Here is a 20,286-nt window from a genome sequence, read left to right on the forward strand (position 1 = left end):
TTTTTTTAGATAGGCTCTGTTCAATTAGAGGGGATAGGCGGTTTCACTTTTTGTCTCCGATAACACAAAATACGTCTGTACCGTATTGACTTGCGGTAATACAGCAAGGCGATGTCTTAAGAAGATATGATAGGCATCCATGTCTTTGGTAGCAATACGCAACATGAAATCATAAGACCCAGCCATCTGATAGCATTCCATGACTTCAGGAAATTTAGCCACTTCTTTTTCAAATTCATTTAGTACCTCGAAGGTGTGTGCTTTGAGGAATACCTGCGAAAACGAAATTAATCCGATACCGATCTTATGCCGATCCAAGATCGCCACAGTTTTTTTGATATAACCTAGTCTTTTTAATTTTTTTACCCTTTCATGTACTGCTGCAATTGATTTATTCAATTCGAAAGACAATTCTTTATTACTTAATGAAGCATCTTGCTGTAATAAGCGTAGCAGTTTTAAATCAATTTCATCCAATTCCATAATCTGAATATTTTCGGTGTTGCTGCAAAATTACAATGTTTGAATGGATATTTTATTGTTATTTGTGTGTTTTTATTTAATTTTTCTTGAAATTATAGCCATCTATTGAATAATATCTTGTTATTGGTCAATTTTGCAACAGAATAATCATTTATATAAAAATGGCTGAACAAGAATTACTAAGTGCATGCTTATCACCGGCATTGGACAAAAGATTTAAGCATTTGTGGAGATTGGTTGGAAACACACCAATGTTGGAATTGCAGTATACCTACAAAGGTAAGCCAGGCCGGGTATTTGTAAAATGTGAGAATTACAATTTAACAGGTAGTATCAAAGACAGAATGGCTTTGTACATCTTGTATAAAGCATATATGAATTGCCAAATTAGACCAACGGATGTTGTTATCGAAGCTACAAGTGGAAATACTGGAATTGCCTTCTCAGCAATCGGTAAGGCTTTGGGGCATCAGGTGAAGATTATTATGCCGAATTGGTTGAGTAAAGAGCGTACTGATATTATTAGAAGTATGGGCGCTGATATTCAGTTAATCAGCAAAGAAGAGGGTGGCTTTTTGGGTAGTATTCGTTTGAGTGAAGAGCTTGCTGCTGCGGGTGGGGTTTTTCTGCCACGACAGTTCGAAAATCAATATAACGCAGAGGCACACGAAAAAACGACTGGTTACGAAATTGTTAAACAATTGGAGGAGCAGGGTTTGGTAGCTGATGCCTTTGTCGCTGGTGTGGGAACAGGCGGAACTGTTATGGGGGTAGGACGTAGTTTACGGAAAGCAAATCCAAACGTTCGCGTACATCCTTTGGAGCCTGCTGAGAGCCCAACGTTGACGACAGGACATAAAGTAGGTTCACATCGTATTCAAGGTATATCTGATGAATTTATACCGGCTATTGTTGATCTGAATGAATTGGATGAGGTCGTTTGTGCCAATGATGGCGATTCGATCATTATGGCGCAGAAATTATCAAGGCAATTGGGACTTGCCGTTGGGATTTCTTCGGGCGCAAATGTTATTGGTGCGATTAAGTTACAGCAGGAGCTAGGGGATGATGCCGTCGTCGTTACGCTACTATGTGATGATAATAAAAAATATTTAAGCACAGATTTGGTTAAGGAAGAGCCTGTTAAACCGGGATATCTATCCAGTGATGTTGATTTTCTGGGCTTTCAACCGATATGTAGACTACCAAATCCTGTATTTGGAGCCTAATAAGATTTAGTTTCATATGTTTATAGTTAACTCGGGGAGTGTCATGCTCCTCGGGTTTTATTTACATCGGAATGATAAATAGGTCTCAAAGCAAATAAATTATGAAAAACACATTATACGCTGATGAAAACTAATTTTAAACTATTAACCCTTTTATTCCTGCTTATTCTTCCTCTTGCTATGTTTGCGCAGCAGGATAGCACGGCTAATATGGAAGGTATCGAATTTACGGATGGTACAATCAGTCCGGATTCACTATCATTCGAAGAGTCACCAGACACGGTGACAGCAAGTGTTGATTCCAGCAAAACGATCGCTGCGACCGCTAAGGTGGGAGGTTCTGGTGAAAACAGTAAAAAATCGCTTTGGAGTATTTTTATCGCGGGCTTGGTTGGGGGCTTTGCAGCCTTATTGATGCCATGTATATTTCCGATGCTTCCTTTGACGGTGAGCTTCTTCACCAAACAGTCTGGTAGTCGCGCCAGTGGGATCAGCAAGGCTTTGTTATATGGTCTCTTTATTATTGTGATCTATGTTGCTTTGGGGATGATTATTACCATTGCATTCGGTTCTGATGCACTCAACGCGCTTTCAACCAATGGAATTTTCAATTTTATCTTCTTCTTACTGTTAGTGGTATTTGCTGCATCTTTTTTTGGTGCATTCGAAATAACTTTGCCGAGTTCATTTGTCAATAAAATGGATGCCAAATCGGATAAAGGTGGACTTATTGGTCTATTTTTTATGGCATTTAGTTTATCGTTGGTATCGTTTTCCTGTACGGGTCCGATCATCGGAACCCTGTTGGTGGAAGCGGCTTCAAAAGGTGAACGATTAGGTCCAGCCATTGGTATGTTAGGATTCTCTATCGCTTTGGCAATTCCTTTTGGGTTATTTGCAATGTTCCCATCGATGCTTAAATCTCTACCCAAGTCAGGCGGCTGGTTGAACAGTGTTAAAGTGGTACTTGGATTTTTAGAATTGGCGCTAGCCTTGAAATTCTTGTCAAATGTAGATTTGGCTTACCATTGGAATTGGTTAGACAGAGAGGTGTTTCTGTCGCTATGGATTGTGGTATTTGGTTTGATGGGGCTTTATCTGATTGGTAAGATCAAGTTTTCCCATGATAGTGATCTTAAATTTCTGTCCGTTCCAAGAACGATATTGGCTATTGTTGTTTTCTCTTTTGTTGTATATATGATTCCGGGCTTATGGGGTGCGCCTTTGAAGTCTATTTCAGCCTTTTTACCGCCATCGGCAACCCAAGATTTTGATTTATCTACCGGAGTTGGAAGTAGTTCCGCGGCGCATACGGATGGAAAAGTTAAAAAATATGCAGAGATATTCCATGGGCGTGGTACACCAAAAGGCTTTGATCCTTATTATGATTACGATCAGGCTCTAGCAACAGCAAAGGAACTCAACAAACCCGTTTTGATTGACTTCACTGGATGGAATTGTGTCAACTGTCGTAAAATGGAATCAAACGTATGGACTGATCCTGCGGTAGCCAAATTGTTGAAAGAAGAATTTGTTATGGCAGAGTTATTTGTGGATGATAAAACTGAATTGCCTGCCAATGAGCAATTTGTTTCCAAGTATAGTAATAAAAAAATAAAGACTATTGGAAATAAAAATAGTGATTTTCAAGCTTCTGCATTCAATAGCAATTCGCAACCATTGTATGTAATCGTTGACCCAAATGGCCAGGTACTGGTTCCTCAAAGTGGCGCAAATTACAATGTTGAACAATACAAGGCATTTCTACAGAGCGGTGTAGATGCTTTTAAAAAGAAAAACTAACCATCGTCATATTCTAATTTTATCCTCCTTGCTGTTTGCAAGGGGGATTTTTTGCGTAAAGCTTAGTTTTTCGATCATGCAATTCTTCTTAATATAATACTTTTTTAGGGATTCATTCGTTTACAATCGAATTAGCTCCGCTAATGCTTCGGCACAGTGCCGTATCTACTTCGCCCTAAAGTCGGGGTGAATCCGTATTGAGTCTATGATGAGTCCGTGTTGAGTCCGAGTCTCTAAGGCATTTATCATATACTCATTGCGTAGTCATCACGCTCACACCTGGTAGCAGAGGCGAATCTATCCCGAATCAGATACAAATATGATCCGAATAACTCCCCGAACTTGGAGTCAGCGAGGGTGATAGTTTTTAGGTTTTTCGCCGAGCCGAACCGCAATCGCATAAATCGACAAAGAAAGATGGGAAATACCATGGATAAGGATCAAATGGGAGAAGCTGTAAATAAGAAAAAAGGCCCTGTCATTTTCTCAATTGACAGGGCCTCAAAATTATAATATAAATTTACGGAAACTCTTAGAAATCAAATCTGACTCTGGCGCGGATCCCCCAAGCTGGAGCATCAACATGGTCAAGATAGTTCAGACGTTTGACGTAGTCTACACGCAAAATTTTGAAGATGTTGGATAAACCTATACTGGCCTCCATATAAGGTTCAGAGCCGAATGTATATGAACTTTGAATTTGGTCTGCGTTGCGTTGCCATGCAAATACTTTAGAGCCATAACTTGGATCGTCTGGATCGTTTTCTTTGCGAAGACCACCATAAACACCTTTGAAACTAAAGACCTCCCGTAATTTAAGCTTTTTGATCAATGGGATCTTATTCAATAAGAATCCATTCATGTAATACTGGACATTGATGGAGGCGTTATGGTCACTGACAAATTCCAGGAAGTTCATTAAGTTGTATGAGTTTAACTGATACGCATAGGTCTGGTTTGCACGATGGATCGTCAAGAAAGGAAATGGAATCTCTTTTCCGGCGATATAGTTACCTTCCGCTGTGACATCTGCAAAACCAAACTGGCTTAAATAAAAGCGTTTGAATGCACCGACGTTAAAACTATGATAGTTGTATTCTCCTTTTGCCAATCCTTTTATCCCAGCTGTATAGTTGAATGTGAATATCGGATATTGATTGAAAATCGGTGTCCGATAGATTTTTCCCTGATAAAATTCCTCATGCGGTGCATATCTAACGTTTACAGATAATTCTGTTGAATTTAATTCGTTGAATAATTTGTTTTGTCCATTTTCATCGAGCATCTGATAGGTCAAGCTACCTGCAGGAGATTGTTTATTGATATTAAACCCAGCACCAATAGCCAAATGATTCAGGAACTCTTTTTTATACTCCAGTCCATAGTTTGTTTCGTAGATATAACGGTCATTATCACCGCGTTTGAACGATAACAAAAAGTTGTCCTCCTGAATAAATTCGAGCTTTTGTCCCGGAATCTTCGTGTCTTTTTTGTACGAAGCCCTGATATAGTGCATTGGGAAGGAGTACACCGACTTATTGTTAAAGGCATAGGTACCACTGAAAAAGTACTTCCATTTCTGATCCTTGAATCCATAGGCCGCGTAACTCTCTGCATAGAAACGTTTGCTCAATGACTCTGTCGTACGACCACCGACACGTAAACGGAAACCTTCAACAGGGTTGAAACTGTAGAACGTGTTTACAGGGCCGATTTCAACCGGACCAGCTTGTTTATAGCCCGAGAGAAGTAGCGCCGCAATATCCATGAAGGTTCTGAATGAAGGTATTTTTTGTAGCGTATCAATATTGTGATAAATATTCAATTCGTTCTGAGCCAAGGCCAATGGGCGTTGTGTTTCAAATAACGATTTGGTTGCTTTCTTATTTTCTATATTGTAAGCAATAACTGTAGAAGGACCATCGTAAATACTATCTGCTTGCTGAACACCGACTTTATAATTATTGTAGTCGACTGTCCGGCTTCCCCGGATTCCCATTCCTTTTTCAGTTAATGAAAAATCAATTCCTAAAGTACTGGTTTTTAGGTAAAATCTGTTCTTGCTATCTTTCTCAAATTTGAGCTGAACCTGAAGATCGCGCACAAAATTTAGATTGATATCATCGGCAACAGTCATATTAGCACCCTGGACGGCATAATTACCATCCAACGTGACATAAAGCTGCCCCTTAAATAACATGTCTGCTTTATTGCGGGGAACGAAGCTCAGCTCCACCAACCATGGCTGAGAAGTCTTAATGGTATCGGTAATGAAAAATTTATAAAATGTGGGGGCAGAGTTTGCTATTGGACTCAAAAACTGATTTGTTACCAATGAGATATTATTATCATAGATATCAACTTGTTCGTAGAGTTTGTTAAAGTAGGCTGCTAGACCATCATTATCGATAAATTTAGGGTCAAACTGTGCCCGTTGATCACCGAGTATATATTGCTTGGTCTTACTTGGATCTTTACGGTAGTACACTTTGGACATTTTCTCTTCGATAAAAGCCGGTAACACATATTTATTTGCTGTTTTGGCCGAATCGTCTGTTTCAAAAAGAAATTGATAGTTTTTAAAGATCTTCTTGTTGACAAATTTCTCAGAAAGATTGCTTAATCCCAAAGACATCTTCTCGTATTGATCAAATTCGGCGTATTGCTGTCCCGATAGGCGATTTTTCTCTTTATTTTCGATAACCTTACGGATCAAGGCAACGGCAGGATTGTCTTTATTGCTATATTTTTTCTTCTTTGCTTTGACAACAACCTCTTCCAGCATATTGTCCTGTGCATCCATCAGAATTTCTTTTGACTGTACAGCATCATTGGTTACGAAAGCATCCTTATTGTCATAGCCGACGTAGCTCGCTCTGATTTTGACATAAGATGTCGGAAACACCAGTCTAAACTCTCCATTCGCGTTGGTCGACGTAGAAGTTCCTGCTGCGGAAGGCGCACCTACTACAGCCACGGTAGCGTAAGCGATGGGTGTCTTTGTCTTTGCGTCTTTGACCGTGCCTGTAACCGTTTTGGTTTGAGCAAAGGCCATAGATGCTGATAGCAGGAATGTTATCGAGAAAAAGAGTTTAGTTATGAAGGTTTTTGCGTTTATTTTAGCTTCCATTATATTGCTATAATCTTGAAAATTCAAAATTGTTTTGTCGTTTTTACTTTATTTCTGACTTTATAAGTATTAAAATCAAAAAATCAGTGAACAAAGGAAGTAAAAAATTAAGAATATTTAAAATTTTATTGTAATGTAATAAAGGAAATGTACTTATTTCTTTTTGGGCTTAAATGGTTGTTTTTCAGTTGTTTGTTTCAAATTATTGATTTATGTCAATAATTTATCATCCACATTTTGACTTCACGATGATTTTCCGATCAATTATTTGCTGACTTTTGTAACGATATAGTCAATCGCGCTAAAAATCAGGGGGAATTTCAAAGCTGATTTCCCGTCTGGAACTGGGGTGTATAAACTTAATGAAAGCGGCGTGGAGGTGTAATCTATTCGCTTTTTTGCCGTAAAGATCATCACCTACAATGGGCGTATTCAGTCCGTTTGGATGTACGGCATGCATGCGAAGTTGATGCGTCCGGCCAGTTAGGGGATAGAAACGGACTCTTGTTTTGTCGCCTTCAATAGCGATTCTCTCCCATTTGGTTTGTGCGGGTTTGCCATAGCTGTAGCAGACTATCTGTCGGGGCCTGTCATCGAGATCCACACGGAGTGGGAGATCAATTAGACCAGATTCCTGTTCAACAATGCCATCGAGTAAAGCGATATATTCTTTTGCAATGGTATGTTGTATAAATTGATCCTGTATAAATTGATGGGCTTCTTTATTTTTAGCGACGACCAATAGTCCTGAAGTAGACATGTCCAGCCGATGGATAATAATAGGGCCTGCTGTAGGATAACGTTGGAGGACACGATTGTAGACCGAATCCTTGACATATATCCCAGGAACAGACAAAAACTCAGCTGGTTTATTGAAGACGATAATATCTTCATCTTCGTAGATTTGTGGCAGCTCCATTTGTAGTGTTGTTTCCTGTTGCATGGGATTCGGGTCAACGCTTAGACCCTGAAGCATATAACCTAAGATAGGTTCACATTTTTTACGGCAAGCCGGGTAATAGTTTTTGTGCCGACGGATTTCGGACGAAGGGGAGCAGCCCCACCAGAATTCAGCCAAAGCGATAGGTGTTAGATTATTGCTGTAAGCATATTGCAATAATTTCGGCGCTGCACATTCTCCGGAACCTGCGGGCGGTGTGCTTTGGTCAAAGTCCCGAAAAACAGCAACGACATTCTTGTGCTGTCCTGTTGCATTCAAAAAATTATATTGTTCAAAAAGTCTCTTTTGCAAATTTCCAGATCGCATCTTACGCTCTTCTTTCAATGCAGAAATCTCGGAAAGCAATTGTTGGAGCTTAAGGTTTTCAGATTCCAACGCCAGGTGCATGTCATACTGATAACGTTGGAGTTCCTGTTTGTCCTTTAGGCTTTGGCTACGCATATCTTCCATCAGCATTTCGTAGTCCTCATCCGATAGGAGGGGACGCAATCTTGTTCGGGTTTCCTTGCGTTCTTTTTTCTGACTTCTGAGTTTCGTTTTGAGCAGCTCGAGCTGTGTGTCCCAATGATCTTTTAACCTATTTAGATTGCTTGTTGTCTGTTCAAGTTCTTCACTGTTTTCAAGAAATTCAATTTTCCTGTTGAGAGCATTTAAGTGTACCTCTTCATTCAGAAAGAAGCCATCCTCTTCCAGCATATCAAATATTGGGGGAACGAAGTATTGGTGTTTATTGCTGCCAGCAAGCTTGCCGGATACAGCGGCCAGGTATCCGAGCCGATGCTGCTGATCGCGGACAACCAGTATGCCAAACATTTTGCCTATGGCAAGAGTATCGTTATTTTCTGTAAGACCAAAGTTATGCGTCCACTCGTTTTGTGTCTCCAGATAAGTTTGAAGTTCTTCCGCAGCGATAATGGCTAGCGCATGTGGTTCATAACAAAATGGAAAGGTAAATCGCAAGGGAAGTTCGATACTCGAAATATCCTCTTTGAATGTATGAAAATAAGCGTTGTTGTCTAAAGTACCCACAGTCTTCCCTCTATAATATTCTGTCTGCAAAAATACGGTTATTATGCTATTTAAATGACATTTTAAACTCAGTTTTTTTTGCTTACCCAGCCTTTTTTGGGTAAATTTAACTAAGCAATTAAAAGATATAGTTAACAAATAAAAACAATATGAAAACTTCAATTGGAATTAAAGATGCAGACTTAAAAAAAGTTGCGAAATTGCTCAATGTCTTATTGGCCGATGAGCATATTATCTATATGAAAACACGCAATGCGCATTGGAATGTTGAAGGAGCTGATTTTCACGCTGCTCATTTATTTTTAGAATCCCAATACGATGAGTTGGCAGAAGTTATTGATCAAGTGGCGGAGCGTGTACGTACATTGGGTCACTATGCGGTAGGTACATTTGATAAATATCTAAAATTAACTCGTTTGACAGAATCAACATCTGAAAAGACAGATAGTCAGTCTTATTATAAAGAGCTGCTGTCGGATCACGAGTCTATTGCGATGTCAATTCGTGGGGATATTGCTGTCGTTGAGGGTACCGCTGATAATGGTACGGAAGATTTTTTGGTAGGCTTATTGGAAAAACACGAGAAAATGGCTTGGATGCTGCGCGCTCATTTTATAAAATAGCAGATGTAGTCCCATCTGATATGGATAATCCCGCTCCTTTTTAGGAACGGGATTTTTTTTTATGTTTTGTTGTCGGCGCAGGATAATTTTTCTATCTTAAAGAGGAATTAAGCCTTCAGAAACTTTTAACATATTACAGCTATGCTTGAAGACGACAACCTAAATCAAACCACACTAAACGAGGAAGAAAATGATGGTACTTTGGAAAGTATGCATCATGTGAATAATCCGGTATTGGATTTGCCTAAAATTGAAAAGAAATACCTCGAAACAGTTGTATCCCACAATCAAAATGACAAATCATACTATTTTTCCGATGGTAAGGCAAAAGTCGAGATTAAGATCGTAACGGATGAGATTGTACGTGTTCGATTGGCACCACAGGGGACATTTTTGGAAGATTTTTCCTATGCCCTGGCAAAGAAAGACCATCGTGTCAGTATACACCAATGTAAAGAGGAGGTAGACCATTATAGTGTTCATACAAACACCATTTCATGTCGCATCAATAAAAGCGACTTTTTGATCTCCTTTTCTGATAGAGCGGGTAAACTATTTAATGCCGATTTGGCTCCAATGCATTGGGAAGAAAGTCCAGATTTTGGCGGATATTATGTCTATAGTACCAAAGTTGCTTTTGAAAATGAAGCATTTTATGGACTGGGCGATAAGGCCACGAAACTTAATCTTCGTGGTAAGCGATTAAAGAATTGGAACTCGGACACCTATGCCTTTGCTTATGATCAGGATCCTTTATATAAAACCATTCCTTTTTACATTGGACTAAAGGATGGTGAAGCTTATGGTATTTTCTTTGATAATACGTTTAAGACCTATTTCGATTTTGCTGCCGAGGATCCAGGAAAGACCAGCTTTTGGTCGGAAGGTGGTGAATTACAGTATTACTATATCCATGGTCCGCATATTATTGACGTGATCCGTAGGTATCATACCTTAACAGGAACACATTATTTACCACCTCTTTGGGCTATCGGATATCATCAATGTCGATGGAGCTATTATCCGGAAGCCAATGTGCGTAAAGTGGCCGAAGAATTCAGAAAAAGACAAATCCCTTGTGACGCCATTTACCTGGATATTGATTACATGGATGGCTATCGCTGTTTTACATGGAATAAACAATATTTTCCAAATCCGAAAAAAATGATTGCTGATCTTGCCAACGAGGGTTTTAAGACGGTGGTCATGATTGATCCGGGAATTAAAGTGGATGAAAACTATTGGGTATTTCGAGAAGGTAAAGAGAATAAATATTTCTGTCGCCGAGGTGATGATTATTTTATGGAGGGGTTCGTCTGGCCTGGGCGCTGTCAATTCCCTGATTTTACAAACCCTGAGGTCAGGCAGTGGTGGGGAACCTTATACCAGGGACTGGTGGAAGATGGTGTGGCAGGTTTTTGGAACGATATGAATGAGCCAGCGGTTTTTGGTCGTGGGACTTTTCCAGATGATGTCAGACATCAATACGATGGACATCGCGGATCACACCGCAAAGCACACAACGTCTATGGTATGCAGATGGTGCGTGCTACCTATGATGGCTTAAAGAAATTGTATAAAAACAAAAGGCCATTTACCATTACACGAGCGGCTTATGCTGGTACACAACGTTATTCTTCGGTTTGGACTGGAGATAATTTAGCGAGTTGGGAGCATCTCAAGCTTGGCACCCTGCAGTTGCAGCGTTTGTCCACCTCAGGGATGTCTTTTTGTGGAACAGACATTGGTGGATTTACAGGAGAACCCGATGGGGAGCTGTTTACAAGATGGATGCAATTTGGTGTTTTTTCGCCATTTATGCGTGTGCACTCCGCAGGGGACACCCGTGATCGGGAACCTTGGAGTTTCGGTGAAGACTGGGAGAAAATAAATAAAAAGTTTATAGAATTGCGGTATAAACTGTTACCCTATATCTATACCTGTTTTTGGGAACAAACTAAATACGGCTATCCGATTTTGCGTCCAATTTCGATGGTGGAGCAACATATTCCGACCAATTGGCAGCGTGAAGAAGAGTTCTGTTTTGGTGATAAGATATTGGTATCACCGGTATTGCAGCCCGGTCAGAAGAGCAAGATCGTTTACCTTCCTGCAGGAGACTGGTTCTACTACTTCAATAATGAGGTTTATATCGGGGGGAAGGAATATACTATTGCAACGCCACTGGATGAAATGCCACTATTTATTCGTGGTGGATCAGTTATTCCAGAATATCCAGTCATGCAATACACCGGTGAAAAGAAAGTGGAAGAACTGCAATTGAATATCTATTTTTCAGAAGGAGTGCATCGTTCATACGTGTATTCCGATCATGGTGATACATTCGCGTACGAGCAAGATATTTATTTAGAAAAGTGTTTTACATTGTCTGGATTAAAAGATTCCCTTTCAATTAAGCAGACCCGTGACGGATTATTTACCGAGCGATACGAAGAGTATAAGCTGCAATTGATAGGTCTACCATTTGCAGTTAAAAAGGTGAAAACAGACGGAATTGAAACAAAAATACAAAAAGATGACCAAGGGCGATATTGGATTAATGTCGCACGTGAATTTGAAAACATATTGATAGAGGGTTAAACATGGCCAATCAAGTAATACCGCATAGTCTTTTTTCGGAATTTGATGTTGCGCTGTTCCAATCGGGCAGGCATTTCAAATTGTATGAAAAATTTGGTTCGCATGAGCTGGAAGTAGAGGGTGAAAGAGGCGTTTATTTTGCGGTTTGGGCCCCAAATGCAAAATCCGTTTCCGTAACGGGAAACTTCAATTTCTGGGACAAGGGGAGTCATCCTTTACATGTCCGCTGGGACACAAGTGGAATCTGGGAAGGTTTTATTCCCGGAATAGCCAATGGTGAAACTTACAAATATTGTATCCAGACCGCTTCAGGAGAAGAGCTTGAGAAAGGCGACCCATTCGCATTCAAATGGGAGGTAGCACCTAAAACGGCTTCCATTGTCCATTCTAATTGGTATGAATGGAATGACGGAAACTGGATGAAGGAGCGTATCGTAAAAAATAGACTGGACCAGCCATGGTCAGTCTATGAACTGCACCTTGGCTCATGGGCAAGAGATCCGGAGAGCCCAGATACGCTATTAAACTACCGGGAGATTGCTGTACAGCTAGTATCTTATGTCAAGGAAATGAATTTTACGCATGTAGAATTTATGCCATTGATGGAACACCCCTATTATCCTTCATGGGGATATCAGATTACAGGCTATTTTGCGGCAAGCTCGCGTTATGGCTCTGCGCAGGATTTAATGTTCCTGATCGAAGCGCTTCATACTGCCGGAATTGGGGTGCTATTGGATTGGGTACCTTCACATTTCCCCGGTGATGCGCATGGGCTTTATCGCTTCGATGGCACAAGCCTGTATGAACATGAAGATCCGCGAAAGGGCTTTCACCCCGACTGGCAATCGTATATTTTCAATTATGGTCGTAATGAAGTGCGCTCTTTTCTGATCAGTAATGCTTTTTATTGGTTGGATCGTTTTCATATTGATGGACTTCGCGTAGACGCTGTCGCTTCGATGTTGTATCTAGATTATAGTCGGAACGCCGGTGAATGGATTCCGAATGAATTCGGTGGTAATGAGAACCTGGAAGCTGTACAATTCCTAAAGGAGTTTAATGAGGCTGTTTATACACATTTTCCGGATGTACAGACCATCGCTGAAGAATCGACCTCCTGGCCTGGTGTGAGTAAGCCAACCTATGCTGGTGGTCTGGGCTTTGGAATGAAGTGGATGATGGGATGGATGCACGATACCCTAGATTATTTTAAGGAAGATCCGATCAATAGAAAATACCATCACGACCGTATCACTTTTGCCACGGTATATGCTTTTCATGAAAATTTTATGCTCCCGCTGTCACATGATGAAGTTGTTTATGGAAAACAGCCTCTCATTTATAAAATGCCAGGCGATGAGTGGCAGAAATTTGCTAACCTAAGGGCGTTATATTTGTTTATGTATACTTTCCCCGGGACGAAATTGTTGTTTATGGGTGGAGAGTTTGGACAAACGTCCGAATGGAATGTGAATCAATCGCTTGACTGGCATCTGTTGGAATTTATGCCACATCAGGGTATGAAAAAATTTGTTGCTGATTTAAATGCGACCTACCAGCAACAACCCAGCCTCTTTCAAAAGGCTTTTGATGCTTCAGGGTTTGAATGGATAGATGCTGGCGACCGTGAAAACTCGGTATTGGTCTATTGGCGTAAGGCATTTGACCAATGGGATGATACCGTTGTTGTGATTAATTTAACGCCTGTTGTCCGTGAAGATTTTCGCATTGGACTGCCTTATGCAGGAGAATGGGAAGTCGTTTTGAGTTCGGACGATCTTAAATATTTCGGTTCAGGAGTCAGCAGCCAACATGTGGAAAGTGAACACCTGCATTGGATGAATCAGGTGCAATCTGCTCAGGTCGATCTCCCACCACTGGGAGGCTATATCCTTAAGCGAAAGAAGGCGATGAAGGAGGGGGTGCCCGTAAAACCGGGAGAGCGTGTTCCGCTGTGATCGCATGTTTTATCGGTTGAAGGAGTAGGTGAAAGTAAATTTTAAATAGGATAAGCTCCATCTGACTGATGGAAAAAAATATGTACAGATGAAAGTATTTCATTTAAGTGTCGAATGTTATCCAATAGCCAAGGTTGGCGGTCTAGCGGATGTGGTGGGAGCGTTGCCCAAGTATCAAACTAAACTTGGGGCGGATGCCGCCGTCATTATGCCCTGGTATGATCGCCCATTTGTCAAGGATCATTCTTTTGATGTAGTTTATGAGGGAACTTTTTTTCAAGGATCCGAACCATTAGATTATAGTGTTTTCAAGGAAAGAGATAATATACTGGGTTTTGAACTCTATTTGATTAAAATTCCCGGCAAATTAGATCGTCAGGAAGTCTATTGTTACCCTGATGAGGGAGAGCAGTTTATCGCCTTTCAACATGCTGTATTAAACTGGTTCAAGGCAAAATCGATTGTGCCTGATATTGTGCATTGCCATGATCATCACGTCGGTTTAATGCCTTTTCTGATGAAATATAGCAATGAATATAATTTCCTTGCTGATGTAAAGACGGTTGCTACAGTTCACAATGGTCAGTACCAGGGTTGGACACACTGGAGCAAAGCGATTTTATTGCCTGGTTTTGATAGTTGGAAATGGGGACTCCTGGACTGGGATGGTCTGATTAATCCACTTGCAGCGCTGATCAAGTGCTGCGATGCCTATACGACTGTTTCGGAGGGCTACCTTGAAGAACTTTATGTAGATGCGAACGGATTGCAGCATCTATTTTATGATGAAAGGCATAAGTCGGTGGGGATTGTCAACGGAATTGATTGGGATATCTGGAATCCGGATAAAGATTATACCCTGATTGAAAATTATGATCTTGCCTCGGCCTTCGCTGGTAAACTCAAAAATAAGCAGGCACTAGCACAGCAGTATAAAATTGATCCAGCACTTCCGTTATTGGTCTTTATCGGTCGTTTTGCGACGGAAAAAGGAGCCGATTTATTGCCTGATATAATTTTGGATTTGACTGAAAATTTTCCCGGAAGATTGAGTATATTTATACTGGGCGCTGGAGATCCAGCGATTCAGTCACGGGTAAAAATGATCGTGGATGAACAGATAGAAAATTTTGATGTGTTCTTTGGTTATGATGAAAATCTTGCGCACTGGCTTTATGCAAGTGCAGACTTTCTTTTGATGCCTTCACGGGTTGAACCTTGTGGACTCAATCAGCTTTATGCCATGAAATATGGGACCTTGCCGATTGTACACACTGTGGGTGGTCTAAAAGATACAGTCATCGATTTAGAAAACAATGGATACGGTGTTGGTTTTGACACGCTTGAGATAGCTGATATCAGAAAGGCTATTGTCCGCGCTGTCGAATACTATGAAAATAGGTCTAAATTTGAAGACAACCAACACAAAATAATGAGTTTGGATTTTTCCTGGGATAAATCCGCAGCGAAATACTTAAATCTATATAACCAATTAATTTAATTTGACATGTCACATCACAATGTAGTAGCTATCGTCTTGGGCGGAGGAAGGGGCTCGCGTCTGTATCCGTTGACCGACCAACGGTCTAAACCAGCTGTTCCTATTGCAGGAAAATATCGCTTGGTTGATATCCCCATCTCGAATTGTCTCAATTCGGGGTTCAATAAGATTTTTGTATTGACACAGTTCAATTCGTCCTCATTGAATTCGCATATTAAAAATACGTACAACTTCAGTATTTTTAGTAAGGGTTTTGTCGATATTTTGGCGGCCGAACAGACTAATGATGGTGACAAATGGTTTGAAGGTACCGCAGATGCCGTGCGTAGATCGTTCAAGAAGCTGGCAAGCATAGATTACGATTATGTCTTAATCTTGTCGGGGGATCAGCTTTATCAGATGGATTTTGATGCACTGGTGGATTTTCACGTACAGAACGAAGGCGATTTGACGATTGCGACCATTCCTGTCAACGGCAAAGATGCAACAGGTTTTGGAATCCTTAAATCGGATGAGCACAACCACATCACATCGTTTATAGAGAAGCCCAATAGCGAGCAGTTGGTGGACTGGAGTTCAGAAGTGAACGATCATTTGAAAGCCGAGGGTCGTGAGTACCTGGCATCCATGGGGATTTATGTGTTCAGTAAAGGTGTTCTAAAGCGTCTGTTGGAGGAAAACAGCGGAATGGATTTTGGAAAGGAAATTATTCCGGATGCGATTGAAGATATCAATGTACTCAGCTATCAATATGAGGGCTATTGGACAGATATTGGAACAATAGGCTCATTTTATGAAGCCAATATTGGACTGACGGATAATATTCCAGCCTTTAATCTATTTGATAAAAATACGGTTTTTACGCGACCACGTATGCTGCCGCCATCTAAGATTTCGGGCACGACATTGATTAATTCGGTTATCTCCGATGGATGTATTATCCATGCTGATAAGGTAGACCGTTCGGTAATCGGTGTGCGTTCACGTATTGGCATCGGTTCGGTAGTGCGAGGAACCTATATGATGGGATCGGATTATTACGAGGATTTTTCGGATATGGATGAAGCAAAAAGAAAAAATATGCCCATTGTGGGGGTGGGGGAACGCTGTTATATTGAAAATGCGATTCTGGATAAAAACTGTCGTATTGGAAATGATGTTCGCATCAATGGTGGCCCTCATTTGTTGAACGCTAACCATCAGACTTATACCGTTTGTGATGGTATTGTTGTGATCAAAAAAAATGCGGTTATCCCGAGTGGAACGACAATCGGGCTCGCGACAGTATAAATTTATTAAACAAGGGAGATAATATATTGTTATAATTGCATGTTATTGTAATAAATAAATGCTTTGAAACAGATTATCTTCCTTCTTTTTGTATTGATCACACTTGTCGCCTGTGATACATCCTTAATGGTGCAGAGTACAGGTGTATTGCGGGATGCTTCACGAAAATTTGAGCTCCATAATGGTGACCGTCGTATTATTTATATTCCGATGCGGCATTTGGGGACACGTGTATATTATGATCAGGTACAGGCTGCGGTAGATTCGCTCCAAAAATCGGGCTATGTTGTCTTTTATGAAAGTATCGCCTATCAGGTAGATAGCGCCGCACAACGTGATCTATATGATCGTAAGTTCAGAAAATTGACCGGTAACCGTCTCGGATTGCAGCAATGTATTGAAAATCATGGAGATACATCGCGCGTGTTAAGAGCACCATTGTACCGTAAATTGGGACAACGTATTATCACTCAGCCGGATTATTCTTTTTTTCTGGTCGACTATGGAACCGCAGTTAATGCCGATATTCCTAAAAATAAATTGTTGGATGATTTTGAGTATCGCTATGGCACCATACAGCTGGATGCCTGCGATTATGATACTCCACTAAGTGCGCCCTATAGTTGTAAACCCATCAAAACAGCGCTCAAGAATAAGTTTGACAAAGAATTTGTTATGCAACAACGGGAGGAAAATTTAGCTTCTCTTGTGGCTGACGCTCCGCAGCAGAAAATTTTAATCTTATTTGGTACATCTCATTTTAAAGGCTTTTTGCGTAATTTGCAAGCCAGAGATCCCCATTGGATTAAGATAAAATAATATGTTAGGAAAGATTTTTATTATACTGCTCGTACCAGTAACCATCTATGTTGTCTATTACCTGTTAAATCGTACCGCGAAAAATAATAAGACGATTAAACGCGTCTTGAGTGATGAGGGAAAGGATATCCTGGAAAAGGAGGTCGCTTATTATCGCCGTCTCTCTATTGCGGATAAGCAGGAATTTGAGTCACGCTGCCTTGCATTTTTGGATACCGTCAAGATAGAGGGGGTGGGCGTCACGTTAGAGCTGAAAGATTATATGCTGATTGCAGCCAGTGCAATTATTCCGATCTTTGCATTTAAGAAATGGACTTATCCAAATTTGACCAATATTATGATCTATCCCGCACATTTCAATGCAGACTATCAATTTGAAGGCCATGCAGACCGGAATATCATGGGAATGGTTGGAGAAGGTGCCATGAATGGTCAGATGATTTTATCTAAATCGGCATTGGAATATGGTTTTCAAAATGCAAGTGATGGTCAGAATACGGCTATCCACGAATTTGTGCATCTTATTGATAAAACAGATGGTACAGTAGATGGCGTGCCCAGTTATTTATTGGACAAGGCTGCTGTAATTCCGTTCATGAATTTAATACGGGAGGAGATCAACAAGATCAAACAGCATCAATCGGATATTGATACCTATGGTATGACGAATCCGGGTGAATTTTTTGCTGTCGCATCTGAATATTTTTTTGAAAATCCAACGAAATTCCAAAAAAACCATCCAGCACTTTATACTGCACTTTCTGAAATTTTTGAGCAAAGTTAAGTGGAGATAAATAAAATTTTAGTATTTTTAAAGCAAACAGAAAATGTTTGCTTTTTTTTGTTAATTACAACTGTTATGCCTAAAACTACTATTTATTCTACTATTGCATTCGCATGTCTATTATTTTGCGGCAATAATCAAGGTTTTTCTCAGGGACGTTATGCTGTGGGAACGACTTTTACTGAAATGGCGGACCCGTCAAGGGATACGCTTTCCGATTGGTCAAATGTTAAACCTGGTGTGCACGCATCGTTTGTGTCGATCGATAAACGTTTTCCAAAATCTTTAAATCCCAACATCGCTATCCAGCCCAATAACAAGGTGGATGCCTGGAAAGGGGAGCAGGTGTCTGCGCAGATACTCCTGTGGACTAGCACAGCGGCGTCTGATGTTATTGTTTCGACTGGCGAGTTAAAATCAACTACTGGCAAATCTATTTCCGCTGAAGCGGTACAAGCACGATTTGTTCGCTATGTAATGACAGATGAATTTGCCGAGGGATGTGGCTATCGTAAACCTGAAGACTTTAAGGCAGCACTTTCTGCAGATATGTTGGATGATCTTAAAAGCTATAATCTCGAAGCAAAGCGCGTCCGTCCAGTATGGATTACGGTAAAAGTACCTGCTGGAGCAGCGGCAGGTCAATATAAGACAATCATTGCTGTTAAACAAAAAGGTAAGGTGATACAGAATTTGGATCTGATTGTTAATGTTCAAGATCAAGTATTACCGCCAGCTTCACAATGGTCATTCCATTTGGATCAGTGGCAACATCCATCAGCCGTAGCACGTGTCAACAATGTTAAGATGTGGAGTGATGAGCATTTTGAAGCTTTGAAGCCAACAATGAAGCAGTTGGCTGCTGCAGGGCAGAAAGTCATTACGGCGACGTTGAATAAGGATGCCTGGAATGTACAGACCTATGATCCCTATGCAGATATGATCACCTGGAAGAAAGCAAAAGATGGATCCTGGAGTTATAATTATGCGGTATTTGACAGGTGGGTGCAATTTATGATGGACTTGGGAATTAACAAGCAGATCAATTGCTATTCATTATTGCCATGGAATAATGAAGTGCATTATTTTGATGAAGCAAAAAATGAACTGGTCAATGTTGTCGCAAAACCCGGAACGCCGGTATTCGAGGAGCTATGGACACCTTTCTTAAAGGATTTTAGTAAACATGTCAGCGCCAAAGGTTGGTTGAAAATTACCAATATCGCGATGGATGAGCGGGCACAGGAGCAGATGGATCCAGCAGTAGAACTTTTGGAACGTGTGGTACCTGAATTTGGAATTGCTTTTGCAGACAACCATAAAAGTTATAAGCGTTATCAAAAAAGTACCGATATTAGTGTTGCTGTAGGCGATCCTTTCGATCAAAATGATTTAATTGAAAGACGTAAAAAAGGGTATATCACTACATTCTATGTTTGCTGTTCAGATGAGTTTCCGAATCAATTTACATTTTCTGATCCGGCAGAATCGACCTATATGGGGTGGTACGCGCTCGCTGCAGGATTTGATGGCGCGCTACGTTGGGCCTTTAATTCCTGGGTAGCCAATCCGCTGCGGGATTCACGATTCCGTACATGGCCTGCTGGAGACACTTACATTGTTTATCCGCAAGGTCGTAGCTCGATTCGTTATGAGCGTATGTTGGAAGGTATTCAGGATTTTACCAAAGTGAATATACTGAAAGAAAAGTTGGAAAAATCTAACGATCAAACGAATTTGGCAAAACTGAACGCAAAAATTGCCAAACTAAAAAAATCTAGACTTTATGCTGCCTGGAATGATGATCTCAATGATGCTAAAGCATTTGTAACCGAATTATCCAATAAGATCAAGTAATCAAATCTTCATAGAGTTGAATAAACAGGCTGCTCCTCGATACGATGGGAGCAGCCTGTTTTTTTAGGTAGCGTCTTTCTTGTAAAACGTGGCCTGCAATCGTCATCTCTATTCTGAAAACTGCGGATCAATCTGTATGTACTTTCTTCAATAGTAGAATACCCAAAACCATTGTTTCGCAATATTGTTGTTATAGAGAAGCGATAGCGTAATCA

At 40.6% G+C, this 20,286-nt stretch carries 13 protein-coding genes; 10 read left to right on the forward strand and 3 right to left on the reverse strand.

Annotated features, from left to right (window positions below; all coding sequences use genetic code 11):
• Positions 1-24: 24 nt before the first annotated feature.
• A complete protein-coding gene (locus LC454_RS12245; protein ID WP_262903069.1) occupies positions 25-483 on the reverse strand; it encodes an Lrp/AsnC family transcriptional regulator in 459 nt (152 codons plus the stop codon).
• Between the two features lie 161 nt (positions 484-644).
• Here LC454_RS12245 and LC454_RS12250 point away from each other — a divergent pair, with 161 nt between their 5' ends.
• A complete protein-coding gene (locus LC454_RS12250) occupies positions 645-1,712 on the forward strand; it encodes a PLP-dependent cysteine synthase family protein (protein ID WP_223582676.1) in 1,068 nt (355 codons plus the stop codon).
• Positions 1,713-1,835: 123 nt separating this feature from the next.
• Positions 1,836-3,515 carry a protein-disulfide reductase DsbD family protein gene (locus LC454_RS12255; protein WP_223582677.1) on the forward strand — a complete coding sequence of 560 codons (1,680 nt, stop codon included), beginning with the start codon at positions 1,836-1,838 and terminating at the stop codon, positions 3,513-3,515.
• A 532-nt stretch (positions 3,516-4,047) separates the two neighbouring features.
• On the opposite strand, the gene LC454_RS12260 is transcribed toward LC454_RS12255, so the two are convergent.
• On the reverse strand, positions 4,048-6,645 hold the full coding sequence (locus LC454_RS12260; RefSeq protein ID WP_223582679.1) for a DUF5686 family protein: 2,598 nt from the start codon (positions 6,643-6,645) through the stop codon (positions 4,048-4,050).
• A gap of 301 nt (positions 6,646-6,946) precedes the next feature.
• Positions 6,947-8,665 (reverse strand): RluA family pseudouridine synthase, encoded by a 1,719-nt coding sequence (locus LC454_RS12265; RefSeq protein ID WP_223582681.1) that lies wholly within the window; start codon positions 8,663-8,665, stop codon positions 6,947-6,949.
• Between the two features lie 119 nt (positions 8,666-8,784).
• On the opposite strand from LC454_RS12265, the gene LC454_RS12270 reads away from it, so the two are divergent.
• The 8 genes from LC454_RS12270 (at position 8,785) to LC454_RS12305 (ending at position 20,071) form a co-directional block, all read left to right on the forward strand.
• The gene (locus tag LC454_RS12270; RefSeq protein WP_223582683.1) at positions 8,785-9,258 is read left to right on the forward strand and encodes a Dps family protein; all 474 of its coding nucleotides are present in this window, start codon (positions 8,785-8,787) and stop codon (positions 9,256-9,258) included.
• 141 nt (positions 9,259-9,399) lie between these two features.
• Positions 9,400-11,859: a glycoside hydrolase family 31 protein gene (locus LC454_RS12275; protein ID WP_410528656.1), complete on the forward strand. Its 2,460-nt coding sequence runs from the start codon at positions 9,400-9,402 to the stop codon at positions 11,857-11,859.
• 2 nt (positions 11,860-11,861) lie between these two features.
• Entirely contained in the window at positions 11,862-13,820 is a 1,959-nt protein-coding gene (glgB, locus tag LC454_RS12280; RefSeq protein WP_223582684.1) for a 1,4-alpha-glucan branching protein GlgB, read from the forward strand.
• Between the two features lie 88 nt (positions 13,821-13,908).
• Positions 13,909-15,321 carry a glycogen synthase gene (locus tag LC454_RS12285; RefSeq protein ID WP_223582692.1) on the forward strand — a complete coding sequence of 471 codons (1,413 nt, stop codon included), beginning with the start codon at positions 13,909-13,911 and terminating at the stop codon, positions 15,319-15,321.
• A 6-nt stretch (positions 15,322-15,327) separates the two neighbouring features.
• Positions 15,328-16,611, forward strand: coding sequence for a glucose-1-phosphate adenylyltransferase (locus tag LC454_RS12290; protein ID WP_120260874.1), 1,284 nt, complete (start codon positions 15,328-15,330; stop codon positions 16,609-16,611).
• 63 nt (positions 16,612-16,674) lie between these two features.
• Positions 16,675-17,430, forward strand: coding sequence for a hypothetical protein (locus LC454_RS12295; protein WP_223582694.1), 756 nt, complete (start codon positions 16,675-16,677; stop codon positions 17,428-17,430).
• Between the two features lies 1 nt (position 17,431).
• The gene (locus tag LC454_RS12300; protein ID WP_223582696.1) at positions 17,432-18,214 is read left to right on the forward strand and encodes a zinc-dependent peptidase; all 783 of its coding nucleotides are present in this window, start codon (positions 17,432-17,434) and stop codon (positions 18,212-18,214) included.
• 75 nt (positions 18,215-18,289) lie between these two features.
• Positions 18,290-20,071, forward strand: coding sequence for a DUF4091 domain-containing protein (locus tag LC454_RS12305; RefSeq protein ID WP_223582698.1), 1,782 nt, complete (start codon positions 18,290-18,292; stop codon positions 20,069-20,071).
• The last annotated feature ends 215 nt before the right edge of the window (positions 20,072-20,286 follow it).

This window comes from Sphingobacterium sp. GVS05A (assembly GCF_019969845.1).
In the GTDB taxonomy this organism is placed as follows: Bacteria; Bacteroidota; Bacteroidia; order Sphingobacteriales; family Sphingobacteriaceae; genus Sphingobacterium.